Here is a 20,604-nt window from a genome sequence, read left to right on the forward strand (position 1 = left end):
ACGGCTCCTCCCAGGGATACCCGGAACCAGGTGCCCGCGTCGGTGCGACGAGGGTGAGCGGCGGCCCGGCTCCGAGAGCGTGGCCAGAGGCTAGTACCGACTAGTCGGTACGCCTAGGGGTCTGCACAAGGTCATGCACCGGGTTCATCCCGGACCGCCGACGGTGCGAGTGCTGAGCCGCCGCCTCGTGAGTGTGGTGCGGTCGTGCGCCGCGGCCTTCAGTGCCCGCCCGCTCGGCCGGCGGTGGCGACCACGGTCGGCCCCGCGAGGTGCCGTTGCCGCTGCTCGGTGCTCGACTTCGACGAATGCGCGGTCTGTGCCGCGTGCAACTCCGGTGCCTTGAGCGCATGGGACGCCGACCGCGGCCCTGTCGGGACAGTCGAGGGCCGCATTCTGGAGTGCTCTGTGCGGCGGTGAGTGCGGTGCACTCCACGGAACGAGATCGTATGCAAGTAATCGACAATCACTTGCAGGATCTGAACTGATGGATGGAAAGAAGTGTCCGACGTCTTGTCCGGCCGTCCTGCCGCCCCCTAATGTCCCGGTACGCAGCGGCACGGCCCGTTCCCGCCGTGCTGCCGTGCGCCGAGCTGCCCTCGGTGACCTCCGCTCCCAGAGAAACGAGAATCCGATGGCGCGGTACACCAATCGCATGGCTGCGGAGCGGCTGAGGGACCGTGCGCGAAGACCGGCTCGGACCCTCGTGGCCCTGACCGCGGCCGCCGCCGGACTCGTGCTCGGGCTGGGCGCTCCGGCCCCGGCGGCGTCGGGGCACGGCGGCCGTGAGGGCACCCCGGTGGTGACCCGGGCCGGGCTCGATCCGGCCCTCGTCGCGGGGCGGGGCGCCACGGTGGACTTCGTCGAACAGGAGGCGGAGAACGCCGCGACGAACGGCACCGTCATCGGCCCCGACCGCACCGCCTACACGCTGCCCTCGGAGGCATCCGGCCGCACGGCGGTGCGCCTGAAGCCGGGCCAGTACGTCGAGTTCACCCTGCCGAGCGCGGCCAACGCGCTCACCGTGCGGTACAGCATCCCCGACGCGCCGGAAGGCGGCGGCATCACCGCGCCCCTCGATGTCTCCGTGGGCGGCGGCCGCCACACCACGATGACCCTCACCTCGCAGTACTCCTGGCTCTACAACCAGTACCCGTTCAGCAACGACCCCCAAGGCGACCTGCTGCACCCCGACTGGTGGATCACCGAATGCGGTTGCGTTCCCGCCGCCACCAGCCCGACGCCCACCATCGACAAGCCGTTCAGGCCAAGCCACTTCTACGACGAACAGAGACTGCTGCTCGGCAAGCGGTACGCGGCCGGCGACACCGTCCGCCTCACCGCACCCAAGAACAGCACCGCGGCCTGGACCGTGATCGACCTGCTCGACACGCAACTCGTGGGCGCGCCGCATGTCGAGAAGCACGCCGCGAACGTCATCGCGTTCGGGGCCGACCCCACCGGCCGGCGTGACGCGGGCGACGCCTTCGACCGGGCCATCGCCTCCGCCAGGAAACACCACCTCAAGGTGTACGTGCCGCCGGGTACGTACCAGGTGAACCGTCACATCACCGTGGACGACGTGACGATCGTCGGGGCGGGCAGCTGGTACACGATCGTCAAGGGGCATCAGGTCACCCTCGACACTCCCGCCCCCGACGGCTCGGTGCACACCGGTGTGGGCTTCTACGGCAAGGACGCCGCGGACGGCGGCAGCCACGACGTCCACCTGTCAGGCTTCGCCGTCGAGGGTGACGTACGCGAACGCATCGACACCGACCAGGTCAACGCCCTTGGCGGGGCGCTCAGCGATTCGACGATCGACGGCCTCTACCTCCACCACACCAAGGTCGGCATGTGGTTCGACGGCCCGATGACCCGTCTGCGTGTCACCCGCACCGTGATCGCCGACCAGATCGCCGACGGCCTCAACTTCCATACCGGCGTCACCGATTCGAGTGTCTCCGACACCTTCGTCCGCAACACCGGCGACGACGGTCTGGCCATGTGGTCGGAGAAGACGGGCGACGCGCGCAACGTCTTCGCCCACAACACCGTGCAGACCCCGGTCCTCGCCAACGGCATCGCCCTGTACGGCGGCACCGACAACACGGTCACCGGCAACCTCATAGCCGACCCCATCAGAGAGGGCAGCGCCATCCAGGTCGGCTCCCGGTTCGGCGCGCAGCCGTTCACCGGACAACTGAAGATCACGGACAACACCACGGTCCGTTCAGGGCCGTTCGAGCTCAACTGGAAGATCGGCCTGGGAGCCATCTGGTTCTACGCCCTGGAGCGGGACATCGACGCCGACATCCAGGTCACCGGTGACCATTTCCTCGACAACACCTACAACGCGATCATGCTGGTCTCCGACTTCCCGGTGAAGGACAAGTACGCGATCCGAGGCGTCCGTTTCCAGGACATCCGCGTGGACGGCACCGGTACCTCCGTACTCAGCGCCCGCTCCGCCGGATCTGCGTCCTTCGAGAACGTGGACGCCCGTAACGTCGGCGCGGTCGGCATCAACAACTGCGGATCCTTCAACTTTCCTCCCTCCGGCTCCGAGTTCACGGTGAACGACCTCGGCGGCAACGACGGAGGCGGCACGACCGGACCCTGGCTGGCGTCCTGGGAACTGCCGAACACCATCACCTGCGACGACCGACCCCCGGTGACCCCGCCACCGGCCCCGGCACCTTGGTGAGGCACGCCGGGCGAAGTGGTGGTCACGCCACCGCAGGGAGACGAACTGGCGGGAGGCCGACGGCGGCGCCGGGGGTCCTGGGAGACGACCCGGAGCAGGCCGCTGTGGAAGCCCGTAGCCGGGCCCGCTGCCGACGCGCGGTGAGTGGAAGTACGCGGTAGCTCCGGGCGGACAAGACGCGCGAAACCCTCGGGGCCGGTACCGGCCCCGAGGATCACGCCGCCGCGTACGGTTGGGCCGAGGAGCGCACTCTCCCCCTCGACGCTGCCGTGCGAGGGCGGTCAGTTCCGTCCGGCGCGTGGCAGGACCTGGACCGTGTCGCCGACGGCACGCTCGCCGGTGGCGTCGGACGTGACGTTGACGAGGCTGCCGTCGACGGCCATGGCGGTGGAGCCGCCGCCGTCCAGGTTGAGTGCCTGTACCGCGCCGAGTGAGCGCATGAACCGGGCGGCCTCGGCGAGCGTGAAGCCCTCGCTGACACCGGGCTGCCGGCCGTCGACGGTCACGAGGAGCAGCCGCCCGCGGCCGTCGATGCCGGCCAGGGTGCGCGGCTGGCGCACGTTGGACCAGGCGAACCCGAAGGAGAGGTCGAGCGGGTCGAGTGTGCCCTCGGTGGCCGCGTCGATGTGGATCCGGCCGTCCTCGACGAGTGTCGGGGCCGCGCTGACGACGCTGCCGTCGGGACCGAGCCGAACCTGCCTGCCCGAGGCGTCCCGGACCGTCTCCCGCAGCTCCAGCCGGCTGCCCGTTCCGGCGTGCTCGGCGAGCCAGGCGGCCGTGGCCCCGGTGCCCTGGAGGACCGAGCCGCCCGCGGGCACGGAGCCGCCCCGGTCACCACGGGAGACGACGACACCATGCCGGTCGAGGACCACCTGGACGCCGGCGCCGGTCGGCAGTGGTGCCCCGAACTCGGGGGTGAACTTCACCAGGTCGTCCGCGAGCGAGCAGGTGAGGTCCTGGCGGGGGAGTGCGGTGGGCACGGCGCTGGGGCGGCCGCAGTTGCGCACCTTGCCCGGGACCCGGTTGATGCCCTCCAGCGCGTGGACGGCGGAGCCGGAACGGACGGTCACGGTGGTGGACAGGTCCGCGACCCGGACATGCCGTCCACCGTCGGCGAGGATCAGCGCGGCACGGGAACCGGCCGCCATGGACTGCAACTCGCCGCGCACCGCGGACAGCCCGGCCGAGGTGCCCTGGACGCCGTCCGCGTCGGAGGTGACGAAGAATCCGCCGTTGACGCCGACCAGGGAGCCCAGACGGGCGGCCACCGTGGAGGTCTTCTCGCGGTCGGCGGCGTCGCCGCCGTCGCTCACCTCGATCGTGCCGTGCAGCCGGGCCGGGTCGACGACGGCGACGTGGATGCGTTCCGCGTCGGCGCGCCTGCGTCCGTCGTAGCCCGTCCACTCGACGGAGGTACGGAAACCGGCTGCCGAAACCGCCGAGGCCTGGGTCCCCGCCTCGGCCTGCGTGGCGTACCGGCCGACCCTGACCTGCCACCCCATCGTGCCGTGCGGCGTGTCTGTGTACTGGTCCCACGTCACCCGCTCGACGCGCGGCGCGAGCCCGGCGGCCCGCAACCGCTCGGCGGTGGTGTCGGCCCAACCGCGGTCACCCAGCGGGGCCCAGGTGGCGGCGCCCGTGAGGCGGTTGACGGCTGGAGCCTGGACGGTGACCGTCCACTCGCCGGTGGCCCGTGGGTCACTGAGCACCCCGGTACGGACCTCGACCCCGGGCGCCACGTACCGAGTGGTCCACGCGACGGCATCCGCGGCGGGGCCCCCGGCCCGCGTGCTCGCGCCGGCCGAGGGAACGAACGCGACCAGGGCCAGCACGGTCCCCAGCACGAAACCCCGTCCCGCCTTCCGGCGCACACCCCGTACCACACACTCGAACGTCCCGGCTCTGACAGACATGCCTCTCCTGACGTACGACTCGACTGGTGCGGCGCCACCGGTCATACCCGGCCCGCCCCGCCATCCCAGACCGACGCGAAGACCCCTGCGTGAAGCGGGGGACACCTGGTGGAAAAGCCTGTCTGACATCCGACACACCCTCATGTCCCGCCCTGTGAGCGCGCATCCGCCCCCGCGGCCTCCCCGTACCGTGCACGGCTGACTCGAAGTGGCGCCGCTCGCCGTGCGTACGTGGTGCCCGGGAAGACCCTGCCCCCAGATATGGACGGCGCGTTCATTTCGTGGTTATATGAACGAGTCGTTCATTTAGAAGCACCTGAAAGGGAGACCCTCATGACCACCCCCACCACCGACCGTGTCGCACTGGTCACCGGAGGCTCGGGCGGCATCGGCCGCATCGTGGCCGAGCGGCTCGCCGAGGACGGTTTCGCGGTCGCCGTGCAGTACGCGGGAAACAGGGCCAGGGCCGAGGACACCGTGGCCGCGATCACCGCCGCCGGCGGCAGGGCCCTGGCAGTGGGAGGCGATGTCGCCGACGAGAGTGCGATGAGCGCGGCCTTCGGCGCGGCCGAGTCGGCATTCGGCGGCATCGACGTGGTCGTGAACACCGCCGGCATCATGATCCTGGCACCGATCGCGACGTTCGACCTCGCCGACCTGGACCGGATGCACCGCACGAACATCCGCGGCACCTTCGTCGTCTCCCAGCAGGCGGCACGCAGGGTCCGTCCGGGTGGCGCGATCGTCAACATCTCGACCTCGGTGGTCCGCACCCAGCTACCGGGCTACGGCGCCTACGTCGCCAGCAAGGCAGCGGTCGAGGGCCTGACCCTCATCCTGGCCCGTGAGCTGCGCGGCCGGGACATCACCGTCAACGCCGTCGCGCCCGGCCCCACCGCCACACCGCTGTTCCTGGACGGCAAGGACGACGCCACCATCGCGAACTTCGCCAAGGCGACCCCGCTCGAACGGCTGGGCCGGCCCGAGGACATCGCCGACGTCGTCTCGTTCCTCGCCGGCCCCGCGCGCTGGGTCAACGGACAGGTCCTCTACGCCAACGGCGGACTCGCCTGACCCCTGCCGCACCCGCACCACCCGCCCCTCCACCGTCACCGCGGAAAGGAACTACGTCCATGTCCACCACCGGCAACGTCGTCGTCATCACCGGCGCCTCCAGCGGTTTCGGAGCACTCACCGCCCGTGCGCTGGCGGACGCCGGCCACACCGTCTACGCCGGCATGCGCCAGACCACCGGCCGCAACGCGCCCCAGGTCCAGGCCGCCGCCCTCTACGCCGACGAGCACCACGTCGACCTGCGGTCCATCGAGCTCGACGTGAATTCCCAGCTCTCGGTCGACACCGCCGTCGCACGGATCGAAGCCGAGCACGGCCACATCGACGTGCTGATCCACAACGCCGGCCACATGGTCACCGGGCCGGCCGAGGCTTTCACCCCCGACCAGCTCGCCGAGCTCTACGACGTGAACGTCCTGTCCACCCAGCGCGTCAACCGCGCCGTGCTGCCAGGCATGCGCCGACGCCGGCAAGGGCTGGTGCTCTGGGTGTCCAGCACCAGCGTCAAGGGCGGCACCCCGCCCTACCTCGCCCCCTACTTCGCGGCCAAGGCCGCCATGGATTCCCTCGCGGTGTCCTACGCCGGTGAACTCGCCCGCTGGGGCGTGGAGACCTCGATCGTCGTCCCCGGCTCGTTCACCAGCGGCACCAACCACTTCGCTCACTCCGGCCACCCCGACGACACCACCGTCGAGGCCGAGTACGAGAGCCGCTACCCCGGCCTGATGGACCAGGTGGCGAAAAGGCTCGCCGCCCTCGCCCCCGAGGACGCGCCCGCGTCGCTCGTCTCCGACGAGATCGTCCGCATCGTCGCCCTGCCCGCCGGACGGCGCCCCTACCGGGTGCACATCGACCCCGCCGACGACGGATCCGAGGAGGTCTCCGAGACCGCCGACCGTATCCGCCGCGACTTCCTCACCCGCATCGGCCTTGCCGACCTGCTCACCGTTCAGAGCTGAAAACCCCTGGCCCGGGACGGCGGGAGGGACGTCAGGCCCAGCGTCCCCGACCCACTCACGGAGGAGGCACCTACCATGAGCACCATCGAGATCCCCGCCGCCATCCAGACCTTCGTCGAGGCGACCGACCAAGGCGACGCCGAGGCGTTCGCCGCCGCCTTCACCCACGACGCCGAGCTCAACGACTGGGGTCGCGAGTACCACGGCCGCGACGGCGTGCGCGCCTGGGACCGGACTGACAACATCGGCGTACAGGCACACTTCGCGCTGGACGCGATCGAGCCCGGCACGTCATCCGACACCTATGTCGCCACCCTGACCGTGACCGGCAACGGCTACAACGGCACCGGCCCCATGACCTTCCGCCTGCGCGACGGGCTGATCGCGAGCCTGCGGATCGCTCCGTGACACCGCGCGCGACATGACACACGCGGACTCGACGCGGGCAGCGCCCATCCCACCTGGAAACCCACACGACACGACCCCCGGCAACCGAGCAGGAGCACACATGGCGAACGACGCGAACCGACCCGCTGCCGGGGAGGGCAACGCTCGTGGACGGGGGCGCCGGCCCGCGGACGAGGTCCGGGCAGACGTGCTGCGCACCGTCGGGGACCTGCTGCTCAGCGAAGGCGTCGGCGACCTCACCTTCGAACGTGTCGCCCGGGCATCGGGCGTCAGCAAGACCACCCTCTACAAATGGTGGCCCTCCAGAGGCGCCCTGTCCCTGGACGGCTACTTCCACGCCGTCGAGGACACGCTCGCCTTTCCCGACACCGGGGACATCCGCGCCGACCTGCTCGCCCAGCTCCGCGCCTTCGCCCAGGTCATGACCAAGACGCCGGGCGGTCGCATACTGGCCGAGCTCATCGGCGAGTCACAGACGGACCAGGACCTGGCCACCGCGTACCGGAAGCTGTACTCGTCGCAGCGGCGCCGGCTGGCGGGAGAACGCCTCCACCGAGCCCAGGAACTCGGCCAGATCCGCACCGACGTCGACGTGCAGATCCTCGTCGACCAGCTCTGGGGCGCCGTCTACCACCGGCTGCTCATCCCCGACGAACCCGTCACCGACGACTTCGTCACCGGGCTCGTGAACAACCTGCTGGACGGAGTCCGCCCGAAGTAGTCCGGTGATGAACCCGGTGACAGCAGCGGGAATGCGGTCCGCCGTCGTTCGTACGGCGGCGGACCGCACCCCTTTCATGGATGGCGGGGGACCGCACCCTTTTCACGGCCGGCGCAGGACACCCGGCGCGGCGCGGGGAGGCGTTCGCCGGTTCCGGGCGGGTGTCAGGCGCACCCGGCCGGGGTGGCCCGCGAGGCGTCGGAGATCAGCGCCTGTTGGGCCGTCCTGAGCCGCTGGACGTCGGGCTTGACGACCCTGCGGTCATACGTCAGCAGGCCGTTGAGCTCACCCTCGACGTCCGAGATCTGGGTGTACACCGCGCCGTTGCCCCCCTTGCAGGCCAGCGCGTGGACCTCGGCGAGCTTGGCCAGGTAGTCATCGGTGTAGGCCGCCGGGTCGACGTCGACGTACGACTGCTGCACGGACCAGGCGTGTCCCGGTACGGCCAGGCCGAGTCCGCCGTACTCGCCGCTGACCAGGGCACGTCGGCCGTCGGGATGGGGCGGCAGGGCCGGACTGGGATAGCCGTGCTCGTCCATGATGTCGCCGGTGCCGCCGTCCTCACCGAGGTTGAGCCCGGACATGGAGTTGACCAGCCGGGTCGGGTCCCAGGACTTGGCCTGGTCGGCGATGCGGGCCATGTCGTACTGTCCCCAGCCCTCGTTGAAGGTGACCCACATGACGACCGACGGGCTGCTGTAGTGCTCGTCGATCATCTGCTTCATCTCGCGCTCGTACTCGGCGCGCGCCTGCGCGGACGGGTTCACCCCGGCCGTCATCGCGGGCATGTCCTGCCACACCATCAGGCCGAGCCGGTCGGCCCAGTAGAACCAGCGGTCGGGCTCGACCTTGATGTGCTTGCGCACCGCGTTGAAGCCCATGCTCTTGTGCATCTTCAGGTCGTAGGCGAGCGCCTCGTCCGTCGGGGCGGTGTACAGGCCGTCCGGCCAGAAGCCCTGGTCGAGGGTCGCCATCATGAAGACCGGCTTGCCGTTGAGGAGGGTGCGCGGGACACCGTTGACCTTCTCGACCTTGACCGACCGCATCCCGAAGTAGCTGCCGACACGATCGGCTCCGACGCTCACCTTCAGGTCGTAGAGGAACGGGTCGTCGGGCGACCACAGACGCGGGTTCCGGATGCGCAGGGTCAGAGGTGTGCCGCTGCGTCCGGAGACGGTGCCCACCTTGCGCTTGCCCTGGTAGGCGGTTGCCGTGACCGGCAGGCCGTCGCGGACGCCCTGCGGCTCGACGGTGAGTGTGCCGGCGTCGACGTCCGGGGTGAGCTTGAGCTGGTCGACGTGGTCGGCGGCCACCGGTTCCATCCACACCGTCTGCCAGATACCGGAGGTCGGCGTGTACCAGATGCCGCTCGGGTCCAGGCGCTGCTTGCCGACCGGCGGGTTCTCACCGTCGGCCGCGTCGGTGGGGTCGTAGACGCCGACGATCAGCTCCTGGGTGCGGCCGGGCTTCAGCGCGTCGGTGACGTCGGCGCTGAACTTGTCGTATCCGCCCTGGTGTTCGGCGACCTTGGTGCCGTTGACATACACTTCCGCCCGCCAGTCGACCGCGCCGAAGTTCAGCTGCAGCCTCTTGCCGGAGCCGATCTTCCAGCCGGCCGGGACGGTGAAGGTACGCCGGTACCACATGCGGTCCTCGTGCCGTTCCAGCCCGGACAGCTGCGACTCGACGGGGTACGGGACGAGGATCTTCTCGCCGAGCCGCTTGCCCACCGGCGGCTGTTCTCCCGCCGTGGCCGCCGCGAACTGCCAGGTGCCGTTGAGGTTCTGCCAGGCCTTGCGCGTGAGTTGCGGCCTCGGGTACTCCGGATGGGCGTTGCCCGGCCCGACCTTGTCGGCCCACTTGGTGCGCAACTCGTACGTCGACCCGTTGGCACCGCTGCTCCAGAAAGAGCTGACAACGTTGCCATCCGTGCCGGTCAGGCCGCCTTGACCGTCGTAGCGCACGTCGGCGAGACCCGACGCGGTGCCGGTCTTGTTGCCGACGACGGGCTCCTTCAGCGTGATCAGCAGCTTCCGGGGGTCGGCGGAGTCCAGCCGGGCATCGCCCAGGGGCCAGGCGGCGCCCCCGATCACGGCGTCGAGGTGCTCGCCGAGACCGGCCGGCGGTGCGCTGAGCGGCTGTGCGAACTCGAGGGCGAGGGTACGGCCGCTCGCCAGGACGGCGGTGGAGACGGCTCCGTCGTAGTCGTAGCCGTCGGGCAGGCGGAACGCGGACTGCGGTACGGCGGTCTTGGTGCCGCCGGGCGGGGTCCAGCGCAGGTGGAGGTTGGAGCCGCCGTAGTGCTCGAAGTACTCGACCTTGATGTCGTAGGCCTTGCCCGCCGTCAACTCGACCGGCTGGCCCGTCTGTTCGCGGTCCCAGTCGTCGACCCAGTGGTCGATGACCAGTTGCCCGTCGACCCACAGCCGGAAGCCGTTGTCGCCGATGATCGAGAAGGTGGTGGGGCCGGTCTTCTCCGGGACGATCTTGCCGGTCCAGCGGACGCTGACGTCGTCCGACTGGCCGGTGGCGAAGTCCAGACGCGGCTCCAGGGTGTCGAAGTCGAGGTTCGGGTCGAACCCGGTGGCTTTGAGCTCGTGGAAGTCGAAGGCGCCGGGGGCGGACTGCGTGTAGTACTCGCCCTTGAGGCCGTGGACTTCGACGGGATCGTCGGCCGCGGTGGCAGCGGGTGCCGCGGTGAGGCAGGCAAGGCCCAGTGCAGCGGCGAGCAGCAGGGCGAGGCGTTGTCCTAGAGGTCTGATGCGCACGAATCCTCCTTGGGTGAGGAAGGGTGGCGGCTCGTTGCTTCAGTCTGTACAACGTTGGAAGGAACGGCAGTTGGCATGAGAGCACGGCTCTCGGCCTCTGTCCAGGGGCATGACAGTCCCCGGGATACGGGGCACGTATCGACGCTGAGGAGATCCCTTGCGGGTCAGCCTGAGGGACGTGGCGGAACGCGCGGGCGTTTCGATCAAGACCGTGTCCAACGTTGTGAACAACTATCCGCACGTCACCCCGGCCATGCGTACCAGGGTGCAGGCGGCGATCGACGAGCTGGGCTACCGGCCCAATCTGACCGCGCGACATCTGCGCAAGGGCCGGACGGGGATCATCGCGCTCGCCGTTCCCGAGCTCGGCAACCCGTACTTCGCGGAGCTGGCCGGCGCCGTGATCGACGCGGCCGCGGAGCACGAGTTCACCGTCCTGCTCGACCACACGCGGGGCGAGCGCGAACAGGAGATCCTGGTGAGCCGAGGCTTCCGGGGCGGTGTGATCGACGGGCTCATCCTCAGCCCACTGACCCTGGAGGCCGAGGATCTGCGGGGCCGGTCCGCAGACGTACCGCTGGTGCTGCTCGGCGAGCGCGAGTACGGCCTGCCCTTCGACCACATCGCGATCGACAACGTGGCGGCGGCCCGGTGCGCGGTGCGTCATCTGCTGGGCCGCGGCCGGACCCGGATCGCCTACCTCGGCGTGCGCACCGACTCCGTGAACCAGCCCGCCCACCTGCGACTGGACGGCTGGCGCGCGGAGTTGGCGGCGGCCGGGGTGCCCGCGCCGGACAGCCTGGTGGTGCCGGTCGGCGGCTGGGACCGGGACGACGGGGCGCGTGCGATGGCCGAGTTGCTGGACTCCGGCGTGCGTCCGGACGCCGTCTTCGCCTTCAACGACCTGATCGCGATCGGGGCGATGCGGGTGCTGCACGAGCGGGGTCTGCGGGTGCCCTGGGACGTGGCGGTGGTGGGTTTCGACGACATCGCGGAGGGTCGTTTCGGTGCTGTCACCCTGACGACGGTGTCGCCGGACAAGCAGGCCATCGCGAGGATGGCCGTGGCCTCGCTGCTGCGCAGCCTGTCGGGCCGCGAGGAGCCCGGCGGGCGCGAACTGACCGCGAAGTTCGAGCTGGTGGAGCGGGAGAGCACCTTGGGCCGACGGTGACGAGATTTCGGACGGAAGGCTTTACACGCCTCTTCCAACGATGTAAAAACCTCCCCTGAACGACGAGCACGCCGAGTTGACGCAAGAGCAAGCCTCCCCGAGAGCGCTCTCAGCTCCGGGGCCGTGCCGTTTGGGGACACTCATGAAGCCCACCGCACTTGCCCGTCGCACCTCCGCTCGAACACTTCTCGCCGCCGGCCTTGTCACGAGCCTCGCGCTCGCGACCGGATGCACCAAGTCCGAGGACGACTCGGGCACGAAGCCCTCCACCTCGAAGCAGGACGACGCCGGCCAGGTGGTCGCCTCGCCCGGCACCGCCACCGGCCCGACCTGCACCATCGACGCCTACGGCGGACAGAAACTCGACCTGAAGAACGCCACAGTCGGCTTCTCCCAGTCCGAGAAGGAGGCCAACCCCTTCCGGATCGCGGAGACCGCCTCCATCAAGGCCGAAGCCCGGGCCCAGGGCGTCAAACTGCTCACCGCCAACGCCCAGTCGCAGTTCTCCAAGCAGATCAGCGATGTCCAGGACCTCATCGCCAAAGGCGCGAACCTGCTGGTCATCGCCCCGCTCAACTCCGACGGCTGGGAGCCGGTGCTGCGCGCCGCGGCCGCCAGGCACATCCCGATCGTGACCATCGACCGCAAGATCAACGCGGCGGCCTGCAAGGACTATGTCAGCTTCATCGGCTCAGACTTCGTCGAGCAGGGCAAACGGGCCGCGGACCAGATGATCCAGGCGACCGGCGGCAAGGGCGAGATCGCCATCCTCCTCGGCGCGGCCGGAAACAACGTGACCACCGAGCGCACCGCGGGCTTCGAGGACCGCATCAAGGAGAAGGCACCCGGCCTGAAGGTCGTGTTCCGCCAGACCGGCGAATTCGCCCGCGAGAAGGGCCAGTCGGTCACCGAGAACCTCATCCAGTCCAAGCCCGGCATCACCGGGATCTACGCCGAGAACGACGAGATGGGTCTCGGCGCCGTCAACGCCCTCAAGGGCGCGGGCAAGAAGGCCGGCGATGTCAAGATCGTGACCATCGACGGAACCCGCAACGCCGTACAGAGCATCGTGGACGGCTGGATCTACGCGGTGATCGAGTCCAACCCGCGCTTCGGGCCGCTCGCCTTCCAGACCCTCGACACCTTCACCAAGGGCGAGAAGGTCGGGCAGGACATCGTTATCAAGGACAGCGCCTACGACAAGAGCAACGCGCATTCGGACCTCGGCAAGGCCTACTGACGTGCTCTCGGTGACCCAGCTGTCCAAGACCTTCCCCGGCGTGCGCGCGCTGTCCGACGTGGATTTCACCGCGCGCGCCGGACAGGTGCACGCGCTCGTCGGCGAGAACGGCGCGGGCAAGTCGACGCTCATCAAGGTGCTCACCGGGGTCTACCGGCCCGACCACGGAGAGGTGACGTACGACGGAGAACCCGTCCGCTTCACCACACCGCTCCAGGCCCAGCAGGCCGGCATCTCCACCATCTACCAGGAGGTCAACCTCGTCCCGCTGATGAGCGTGGCCCGCAACCTGTTCCTCGGCCGCGAACCACTGGGCCGGCTGGGCCTGATCGACTTCCGGCGCATGCACCGCGAGGCCGACGAGGCACTGCGCGGACTCGGCATCCGGGTCGACGTGCACCGGCCGCTGCGCGAACTCGGCGTCGGCGCCCAGCAGATGGTCGCACTCGCCCGCGCCGTCGCCGTGGACGCCCGCGTCGTCATCATGGACGAGCCGACCTCCTCCCTCGAACCACGCGAGGTGCGGACCCTGTTCGAGGTGATCCGCATGCTGCGCGAGCGCGGCGTCGCGGTGATCTACGTCAGCCACCGCCTGGACGAACTGTACGAACTCTGCGACACGATCACCGTCCTGCGCGACGGACGCGCCGTGCACACCGGCCCGCTCGTCGAGCTCGACCGGCTGCGGCTGGTGGCCATGATGCTCGGCCGGGAGATCGGCGAGGTGCGCGCGGAGGGCATGACCAAATTCTCCGGCTCGCACGACACCGAAACCGAACCCGTGCTCACCGCCACCGAGTTGACGGTACGTCACAGTCTGCGGAACGTGTCGCTGGCGGTACGGCCCGGCGAGGTCGTGGGCCTGGGCGGGCTGCTCGGCTCCGGCCGCAGTGAGACCGCGAAGGCCATCGCCGGGGCCCTGCCCACCGACACCGGCCGGGTCGCCGTCGCCGGCGTCCCGGTACGGGCGGGCTCGACCGCCGCCGCGATCCGCGCCGGCATCAGCCTGCTGCCGGAGGACCGCAAGAGCGAGGGCATCCTGCCGGGCCTGTCGGTCCGCGAGAACATCGCGCTCGCCGCACTGCCCGGGCTGTCCCGCTTCGGCCTCGTCGACGACGCCCGCGTCGACCGGATCGTGGACACGTTCATGAAACGGCTCCGGATCAAAGCCGCGGGAGCGCACCAGAAGGTCGGCGAACTCTCCGGCGGCAACCAGCAGAAGGTTCTGCTGGCCCGCTGGCTGGCCCTGCACCCCAAGGTCCTGCTCCTGGACGAGCCGACCCGCGGCATCGACGTCGGCGCCAAGGCCGAGGTACAGGCACTCATCGACGAACTCGCCGACGACGGCCTCGCCGTACTGCTGATCTCCTCCGACACCGAGGAACTGATCGAGGGCAGCGACCGCGTGGTGGTCCTCAAGGACGGCGTCGTGGTCCGCGAGCTGACCGGTGACGCCGTCACCGAGGGCGAGCTGATGCGCGCCATCGCCGCCGTACCCGCTGGAGAAAGCGATGACTGAACTCACCCTCGCGCGCGGCACGCTGGACCGTACCCGGCTGCTGCGCCTGCTCCAGGACTACGGCGTGTACACCGGCGTCCTGGTACTCCTGCTGTTCAACTTCGCCTTCACCCCCCACTTCGCCTCCGCGGAGAACTTCCGCACCCAGGCCGTCCAGCTCGCCCCCGTCCTGATCGTCGCCCTGGGCATGGCGCTGGCGATCGGCACCGAGGGCGTCGATCTGTCGGTGGGCTCGGTGATGGCCCTGGCCACCTCCCTGCTCTCGCTCTACCTCGGCTACGGACCCTGGATCGCCACGCTGATCGCGGTGATCGCGGGCGCCGTGGTCGGCGTCGCGAACGGCGCGCTGATCGCGTTCGTCGGCGTCCAGCCCATCGTCGCCACCCTCGCCCTGATGGTCGCCGGACGCGGACTGGCCCTGGTCCTGCTGCCCCAGCTCAAGGACGTACGCGACCCGGGGCTTGCGGCACTCGGCTCCGGCGACGTGCTCGGCGTGCCCTACCTGGTCCTCATCGCCGCGGCGCTCGCGGTGCTGGTCGCGTTCGTGATGCGCCGCACCACCTTCGGACGGCAGGTCCTGGCCATCGGCGACAGCCGCCCGGCGGCCCGGCTCGCAGGACTCCCGGTACGCCGGGTCCTGGTCGTGGTCTACGTCTGCTCCGGCGCCCTCGCCGCGATCGCGGGCGTGCTGGCCACCGCCCGCCTCGCCGCCAGCGACCCCACCTCCCTCGGCACCCTGATGGAACTGTCCGCCATCACCGCCGTGGTCGTCGGCGGCACCCCGCTCAGCGGCGGACGGGTCCGCATCGGCGGCACCGTCGCGGGTGCCGCGCTCATCCAGCTGCTCACCACCACCCTCATCAAGCACGATCTGCCGCCGTCGTGGACCCAGATCGCCCAGGCCGTGGTGATCGTCCTCGCCGTCTACGCGGCCCGGGAACGAGGCAGGCGATGACCACGCAGACCGAAGAGGCCGGAATGCCGACCGACACCGTGAGCCGCAAGGGCGCCGGCACCGGGTACACGAGCCGCTCCGAGCGGCTGAGCGGGCTCGCGCAGCAACACGGCGCCCTGGTCACCCTCGTGATCGCCATGGTCGTGGCGTCGCTGAGCTTCGACACCTTCCTGACGGGCGACAACCTGGAGAACATGGCGCTGTCCTCGGCGTTCCTCGCCGTGGTCGCCCTCGGCATGACGTTCGTGATCGTCACCGGCGGCATCGACCTGTCGGTGGGCTCGCTGTTCGCCCTCGGCGGCGTCCTCGCCGCCTGGGGCTCTCGGTACGGCACGGCGGTGGCCCTGCTGCTGCCGCTCGCCGTCTGCGGACTGATCGGTCTGGTCAACGGAGTGCTGATCGCACGGGTCCGGCTCGCGCCGTTCATCGTCACCCTGGCGGCGATGCTGGGCGCCCGGGGCATCCTGCTGGCCATCACCGACGAGGGCTCGAAGACGTATCTCGTCGACAAGGACTCCTTCTTCGCCACCCTCGGACAGGGCTCCCTGGGCGGCATCGGAGTGCCCGTGTGGATCACCGCGGTGCTGTTCGTGCTCGGCGCGGTCGTGCTGCGCCGGACCAGATTCGGGCAGTACGTCTACGCGGTCGGCGGCAACGAGGACGCGGGAGCCCTGATGGGCGCGCCGGTGGCCCGTACGAAGATCTCCGTCTACACGCTCTCGGGCCTGTGCGCCGGGCTCGCCGGCGCGCTCAACGCGGCCTGGCTGCTGTCCGGCGTGACCATTCTCGGCAGCGGCATGGAGCTGGAGGCCATCTCCGCCGTGGTCATCGGCGGCACCCTGCTCAGCGGCGGTTTCGGCTTCATCAGCGGCTCCCTCGTCGGGGTGCTGTTGCTGAAGGTCATCCAGAACGTGATCAACCAGATCGGCTCGCTCGACTCCGCCTACCAGCAGGTGGTCAGCGGGGCGTTCCTGGCCGTGGTGGTGGTCGCCCAGACATGGCTTGGCCGCAGACGGAGAGTGCTGTGAGCCCCTCCTTGCCGAGATCCCGCCGCAGACCGCACCGCCCCGTCGTCGTCGGACGGTGGCCATCGCGGCGCGGGGCTCTGCCTGGTCACCCTGGGCGTGGGGGCGGCGGACACCGGGAGCGGGCCGGCCCACTCCTCCGCAGTGACGGTGCAGGACGCCCGCTTCGAGGTCCTGTCACCGACATCGGTTCAAGGGCGGACGACCCTCTCGAAGAGCAGCCGTGACGGTGGCAGGCAGGCTCAGCGCAGCACGACGTCGAACACCATGTGGAAGAACGCGTCGACGGGGGCGGAGGACTTGTCGGCGCGGGCCGCGATCAGGGCACCTTCCCAGGCGCTGAGGACGAAGAGCGCGGTCGCCGACACGTCGAGCGAGGCACTGACTTCGCCCGATTCCTGGGCCTCGGCAAGCACGCGCTCGATGTGCGAGGCCCACTGCTGGAAGCCGCGCTGGACCGCCGAGCGGATCTCCTCCGAGTGGTCGGCCACCTCGGCGCCGAAATTGCCGACCAGGCATCCGCGGACGAAGCCGCTGTCCACCGTGTCCGAGCCCATGAACTCGAAGTGCGTCCGGAGCCGTTCCAGCGGAGGACGCCCGGCCGTGTCGAGCATGTCGAAGCGCAGACCGGCGGCATAGCGGTTGAGCGCCTCCAGGGCGCAGTCCTCCTTGCTGGCGAAGTGGTTGTAGAAAGAGCCCTTGGGGGCGCCGGCGGCCGAGGTGATGTCGCTGATGCCGGTGGCGTTGAAGCCCCGAGTGCGGAACTGCTCCAGGGCCGCCTGCGCGATCTCCTCACGCTTCGATGCGCGTGCCAATCTGATCACCTCTCCTTCAATATGTCCGGTCGTCTTGGCCACTGTCAAGCCCGGATCGCGGGGCCGCGCACCTTGTCCGGACGGGCTTGACGCCGGTTAAGACGACTGGTCATATTGAAGGGAACGCCGTCACACTGAGCCCGCCGGCCCGTGCCGGCCGGGCGGTACCAAGGAGCCTCACTATGTCCACCACCTACCGAGCCTTCGAGGCCACCGGAGTCCACAGCCTCCGGCTGGTCGAGCGCGAGCTGGTCGACCCGGCGCCCGGACACGTCCGGCTCCGGGTGGAGACCTGCGGCGTCTGCCACAGCGACGTCCTTGCCGTGGAGGGCCTGCGTGCCGACCCGTCGAGTCCGATCGTGCCCGGCCACGAGATCGTCGGCGTGATCGACGCCGTGGGGCCGGGCGTCACCGCCTGGCACCCCGGCGACCGCGTCGGAGTCGGCTTCCTGAACGGACACTGCGGGGAGTGCGAGCCGTGCCGCCGGGGCGACTTCGTCAACTGCCTCGACCAGGGGCAGACCGGCACGAACATCGACGGGGGTTACGCCGAAGTGACCTACGCGCGTGCCAGCGGACTGGTCCGCATTCCCGACGGCATGTCCGCGGCCGAGGCCGCCCCGCTGCTGTGCGCTGGACTGACCACCTTCTCCGCGCTCCAGCAGGACTCCGTCCGGGCGGGCAGCCTGGTGGCCGTGCAGGGGATCGGCGGGCTGGGACACCTCGCCCTCCAGTACGCGCGCAGCCTCGGCTACCGCGTCGCCGCCGTCGCCCGCGGCAAGGACAAGGAGCCGCTCGCCCGTGAACTGGGTGCTCACGAGTACATCGACAGCTCGGAGACGGACCCCGGCGCGGCGCTGGCCGACCTGGGCGGCGCCTCGCTCGTCGTCGCCACGGCGTCGAGCGGTGCGTCCATGAACCCGCTGCTGCGCGGTCTGGCCCCCGGTGGGAAGCTCGTCGTCGTGGGTGCCGCGCCCGATCCGCTGTCGGTGGCCACCGCTGACCTGATCTTCGGCACCCGGAGCATCGTCGGCAGCCTGACCGGTTCGTCGATCGAGAACGAGGACAACCTCGGCTTCAGCCTGGCCCACGGCATCCGCCCCACCATCGAGACGATGCCCTTCGAGCGGGCCATGGACGCCTACGAGCGGATGCTCTCCGGGAAGGCGCGGTTCCGTGTCGTCCTCGACGTCGCCGCCTGATCGTCCTCGCCGTCACCGCCGGACCGGGCTCACCACCTTGTACGTGGGCCGCACGGTCACGGCGGTCCGGCTCCGCGAGCGGTCACCGAGGCCGTCGGCCACACCGTGCCGGGGGCCGCGCGGGTCGGTCCCGGAGTGGACGCCCACCGTCAGCAGACGCGGGTCCGGCAACGGGCCCGGTGCTGAGACCCACCGTCAGCGGCGCCGTGTCCCGAGAACCGCACGGCGCGAGACCCGTACGTCCGGGCAGCCGCGGGTGAGGTCTCTGGCGAGCCGCCCCCGGAGTGTCGCCGTTGCCGTTGCCGTTGCCGTTGCCGTTGCCGTTGCCGTCGCCGTCGCCGTCGCTGGCGACTCGGCGCCTACGGCCACGTCGGGGGACAGGTCCGCACCATCCCGGCGGGCACCACCGAACGCCAAGTCCCTTTCAACCTCACCCGGCGACCACCCGCGGCACCCGGCGGCGGCTTTCCCTCGCACGAGCGCGCCGCGCTTGCCCGCGGCAAGCCAACACGGAGGCCCTCCGTGGGGAGGGCGTCCCGTTCCCTCGGTGTGTCCCGTCCGCTACGCCCGACTACAGGTCCAGCAGCGCCTGCTCGACGGCCTCCGTCAGAGCCGGGTGGATGTACAGGACGTCGTGCCCGATCCGGTCCACCGTCAGTCCCAGGGACATGGCCTGGATCAGGGGCTGGATGAGCGTCGCGGCCTGGGGCCCGATGATGTGCGCGCCCAGGAGCATGCGATCGGCAGGACTCGCGAGGAGTTTGACGAAACTGGTGGTGTCCTCCAGGGCCCATCCGTAGGCGGTCTGGGCGTAGTCGCGAACGCTCACCAGGCAGTCGATGCCGCGCCGCCGCGCCTCCTGTTCCGTGAGACCGATACTGGCGATCTGCGGGCTGGTGAACACCGCGTGCGGTGCCACCCTGTTCGGCAGCGTCCGCACGTCCTGCGGATGGAGGATGTTGTGCCGCACCACCCGCGACTCGGCGTTCGCCACGTGCTTGAGCTGGAAGTGGTTCACCACGTCACCGAGTGCCCACACCCCGGGCACGGACGTGCGGTAGGCGTCGTCGGTGACGATGTGACCGTGTTCGTCCAGCTCCAGTCCGCCGTCGACGGCCCGCAGCCGGTCGGTGTTGGGTCTGCGGCCGACGCACACCAGCAGCATGTCGGCCTCGACCGCGTGCTCACCGTCCGGAGACGCCACCACCGCCGCCACGCCGTCCCCCTTCGGCACGACCGAGGTGACCTCGGCGCCGAGCAGTACGCGGCGCCGCTGTGAGGCGAGCTCGGTGAAGCGCTGCGAGACCTGCTCGTCCTCCGCCATGAGCAGGCGTGGCCCGCGCTGCACGATCGTGATGTCCACGCCGAACGATGTGAACACGTGGCCGAACTCGGCCGCGATGAAGCCGCCGCCGAGTACCAGCATGGAAGCGGGCAGGGCGTCGATCCTCATGATCGTGTCCGAGGTGTGGAAGGCGACGGTGTCGAGGCCGGGGACGTCCGGCACCACCGGCCGCGACCCGACCGCGACGACGAACGTCTCGGCGGTGATCCGCTCCGTCCCGACCTCCAGCACCTTCGGAGCGACGAATCGGGCCGCCTCGGTGAACACGTCGACGCCCTGGTGTCTGCGGTATTCCACCGCACTCTCGTGCAGCGGATCGATGCGGTCGAACACGCGGTCCCGGACGGACTTCCAGTCGACGTGCGAGACGCTCGCGTGGACGCCGAGGCGCCGTGCCGTCCGCGCGCCCTCGGCGGCGTCCGCGGCGACGACGAACATCTTGCTCGGTATGCACCCCCTGTTCAGACATGTGCCGCCGAAACGGTCCGGTTCGACGATGGCGGTCCGCAGGCGGTCGAATTCCTCGGACAGCAGCATGTTGCCGCTGCCTGCCCCCAGGATGACGAGATCGTAGTGCCGCATGTCTTCCACCTTCCGTGGGCGGGACACCGGCCTCGAGGCGCGTGGCTGTGAGAGTGCGGGAGTGCGGTTCTACTGATCACAATTCTGTCCGCATGCGCCGCTTTCCACCACTGCCGGAGGTGAGGGCGGCTCGGCCCGCGGCCGGTGCGTCCGGCCGGCATTGCGAGGGGGTGACCGCGCTGGGCGACGGTGGCGGCGCTCGT

15 protein-coding genes are annotated in these 20,604 nt (G+C 70.1%); 11 read left to right on the forward strand and 4 right to left on the reverse strand.

Annotated features, from left to right (window positions below; translation table 11 throughout):
• Window positions 1–652 precede the first annotated feature (652 nt).
• Window positions 653–2,704, forward strand: coding sequence for a glycosyl hydrolase family 28-related protein (locus ACZ5K7_RS34065; RefSeq protein WP_351710886.1), 2,052 nt, complete (start codon window positions 653–655; stop codon window positions 2,702–2,704).
• A gap of 281 nt (window positions 2,705–2,985) precedes the next feature.
• Here the strand turns inward: ACZ5K7_RS34065 and ACZ5K7_RS34070 are convergent, their stop codons facing one another.
• The gene (locus ACZ5K7_RS34070; RefSeq protein ID WP_468919508.1) at window positions 2,986–4,617 is read right to left on the reverse strand and encodes a phosphodiester glycosidase family protein; all 1,632 of its coding nucleotides are present in this window, start codon (window positions 4,615–4,617) and stop codon (window positions 2,986–2,988) included.
• 333 nt (window positions 4,618–4,950) lie between these two features.
• Here ACZ5K7_RS34070 and ACZ5K7_RS34075 point away from each other — a divergent pair, with 333 nt between their 5' ends.
• The 4 genes from ACZ5K7_RS34075 (at window position 4,951) to ACZ5K7_RS34090 (ending at window position 7,779) form a co-directional block, all read left to right on the forward strand.
• The gene (locus ACZ5K7_RS34075; RefSeq protein WP_468919511.1) at window positions 4,951–5,691 is read left to right on the forward strand and encodes an SDR family oxidoreductase; all 741 of its coding nucleotides are present in this window, start codon (window positions 4,951–4,953) and stop codon (window positions 5,689–5,691) included.
• Window positions 5,692–5,750: 59 nt separating this feature from the next.
• Window positions 5,751–6,650 carry an SDR family oxidoreductase gene (locus tag ACZ5K7_RS34080; protein ID WP_468919514.1) on the forward strand — a complete coding sequence of 300 codons (900 nt, stop codon included), beginning with the start codon at window positions 5,751–5,753 and terminating at the stop codon, window positions 6,648–6,650.
• A gap of 75 nt (window positions 6,651–6,725) precedes the next feature.
• Entirely contained in the window at window positions 6,726–7,058 is a 333-nt protein-coding gene (locus tag ACZ5K7_RS34085) for a nuclear transport factor 2 family protein (RefSeq protein WP_351710894.1), read from the forward strand.
• 100 nt (window positions 7,059–7,158) lie between these two features.
• Window positions 7,159–7,779: a TetR/AcrR family transcriptional regulator gene (locus tag ACZ5K7_RS34090; RefSeq protein WP_351710896.1), complete on the forward strand. Its 621-nt coding sequence runs from the start codon at window positions 7,159–7,161 to the stop codon at window positions 7,777–7,779.
• Between the two features lie 164 nt (window positions 7,780–7,943).
• On the opposite strand, the gene ACZ5K7_RS34095 is transcribed toward ACZ5K7_RS34090, so the two are convergent.
• The gene (locus tag ACZ5K7_RS34095) at window positions 7,944–10,547 is read right to left on the reverse strand and encodes a PA14 domain-containing protein (RefSeq protein ID WP_468919519.1); all 2,604 of its coding nucleotides are present in this window, start codon (window positions 10,545–10,547) and stop codon (window positions 7,944–7,946) included.
• A 157-nt stretch (window positions 10,548–10,704) separates the two neighbouring features.
• Here ACZ5K7_RS34095 and ACZ5K7_RS34100 point away from each other — a divergent pair, with 157 nt between their 5' ends.
• From ACZ5K7_RS34100 to ACZ5K7_RS34120, 5 genes are all read left to right on the forward strand, one after another.
• Window positions 10,705–11,718, forward strand: coding sequence for a LacI family DNA-binding transcriptional regulator (locus ACZ5K7_RS34100; protein WP_468919522.1), 1,014 nt, complete (start codon window positions 10,705–10,707; stop codon window positions 11,716–11,718).
• Window positions 11,719–11,860: 142 nt separating this feature from the next.
• Window positions 11,861–12,958, forward strand: coding sequence for an ABC transporter substrate-binding protein (locus tag ACZ5K7_RS34105; protein ID WP_468919525.1), 1,098 nt, complete (start codon window positions 11,861–11,863; stop codon window positions 12,956–12,958).
• Between the two features lies 1 nt (window position 12,959).
• Window positions 12,960–14,477, forward strand: a complete 1,518-nt coding sequence (locus ACZ5K7_RS34110; protein ID WP_468919528.1) for a sugar ABC transporter ATP-binding protein — start codon at window positions 12,960–12,962, stop codon at window positions 14,475–14,477.
• Window positions 14,470–15,432, forward strand: a complete 963-nt coding sequence (locus ACZ5K7_RS34115) for an ABC transporter permease (protein ID WP_468919531.1) — start codon at window positions 14,470–14,472, stop codon at window positions 15,430–15,432. Before ACZ5K7_RS34110 ends, ACZ5K7_RS34115 begins: the two co-directional genes overlap by 8 nt.
• A gap of 23 nt (window positions 15,433–15,455) precedes the next feature.
• Window positions 15,456–16,460 carry an ABC transporter permease gene (locus tag ACZ5K7_RS34120; protein WP_468919738.1) on the forward strand — a complete coding sequence of 335 codons (1,005 nt, stop codon included), beginning with the start codon at window positions 15,456–15,458 and terminating at the stop codon, window positions 16,458–16,460.
• A 239-nt stretch (window positions 16,461–16,699) separates the two neighbouring features.
• Here ACZ5K7_RS34120 and ACZ5K7_RS34125 read toward each other — a convergent pair whose 3' ends face one another.
• Window positions 16,700–17,272: a TetR/AcrR family transcriptional regulator gene (locus tag ACZ5K7_RS34125; protein WP_468919534.1), complete on the reverse strand. Its 573-nt coding sequence runs from the start codon at window positions 17,270–17,272 to the stop codon at window positions 16,700–16,702.
• Window positions 17,273–17,454: 182 nt separating this feature from the next.
• Between ACZ5K7_RS34125 and ACZ5K7_RS34130 the strand changes: the two genes are divergently transcribed.
• Window positions 17,455–18,474, forward strand: coding sequence for an alcohol dehydrogenase (locus tag ACZ5K7_RS34130; RefSeq protein WP_468919537.1), 1,020 nt, complete (start codon window positions 17,455–17,457; stop codon window positions 18,472–18,474).
• 571 nt (window positions 18,475–19,045) lie between these two features.
• Here ACZ5K7_RS34130 and ACZ5K7_RS34135 read toward each other — a convergent pair.
• Window positions 19,046–20,401: a mycothione reductase gene (locus tag ACZ5K7_RS34135; RefSeq protein ID WP_351710912.1), complete on the reverse strand. Its 1,356-nt coding sequence runs from the start codon at window positions 20,399–20,401 to the stop codon at window positions 19,046–19,048.
• Window positions 20,402–20,604: the final 203 nt, after the last annotated feature.

This window comes from Streptomyces sp. NPDC031497 (assembly GCF_055580905.1).

Coding starts and splice junctions, on each gene's coding strand:
- ACZ5K7_RS34065 (WP_351710886.1), top strand. CDS start 653: ATGGCTGCGGAGCGGCTGAGGGACCGTGCGCGAAGACCGGCTCGGACC.
- ACZ5K7_RS34070 (WP_468919508.1), bottom strand. CDS start 4,617: ATGTCTGTCAGAGCCGGGACGTTCGAGTGTGTGGTACGGGGTGTGCGC.
- ACZ5K7_RS34075 (WP_468919511.1), top strand. CDS start 4,951: ATGACCACCCCCACCACCGACCGTGTCGCACTGGTCACCGGAGGCTCG.
- ACZ5K7_RS34080 (WP_468919514.1), top strand. CDS start 5,751: ATGTCCACCACCGGCAACGTCGTCGTCATCACCGGCGCCTCCAGCGGT.
- ACZ5K7_RS34085 (WP_351710894.1), top strand. CDS start 6,726: ATGAGCACCATCGAGATCCCCGCCGCCATCCAGACCTTCGTCGAGGCG.
- ACZ5K7_RS34090 (WP_351710896.1), top strand. CDS start 7,159: ATGGCGAACGACGCGAACCGACCCGCTGCCGGGGAGGGCAACGCTCGT.
- ACZ5K7_RS34105 (WP_468919525.1), top strand. CDS start 11,861: ATGAAGCCCACCGCACTTGCCCGTCGCACCTCCGCTCGAACACTTCTC.
- ACZ5K7_RS34115 (WP_468919531.1), top strand. CDS start 14,470: ATGACTGAACTCACCCTCGCGCGCGGCACGCTGGACCGTACCCGGCTG.
- ACZ5K7_RS34120 (WP_468919738.1), top strand. CDS start 15,456: ATGCCGACCGACACCGTGAGCCGCAAGGGCGCCGGCACCGGGTACACG.
- ACZ5K7_RS34130 (WP_468919537.1), top strand. CDS start 17,455: ATGTCCACCACCTACCGAGCCTTCGAGGCCACCGGAGTCCACAGCCTC.
- ACZ5K7_RS34135 (WP_351710912.1), bottom strand. CDS start 20,401: ATGCGGCACTACGATCTCGTCATCCTGGGGGCAGGCAGCGGCAACATG.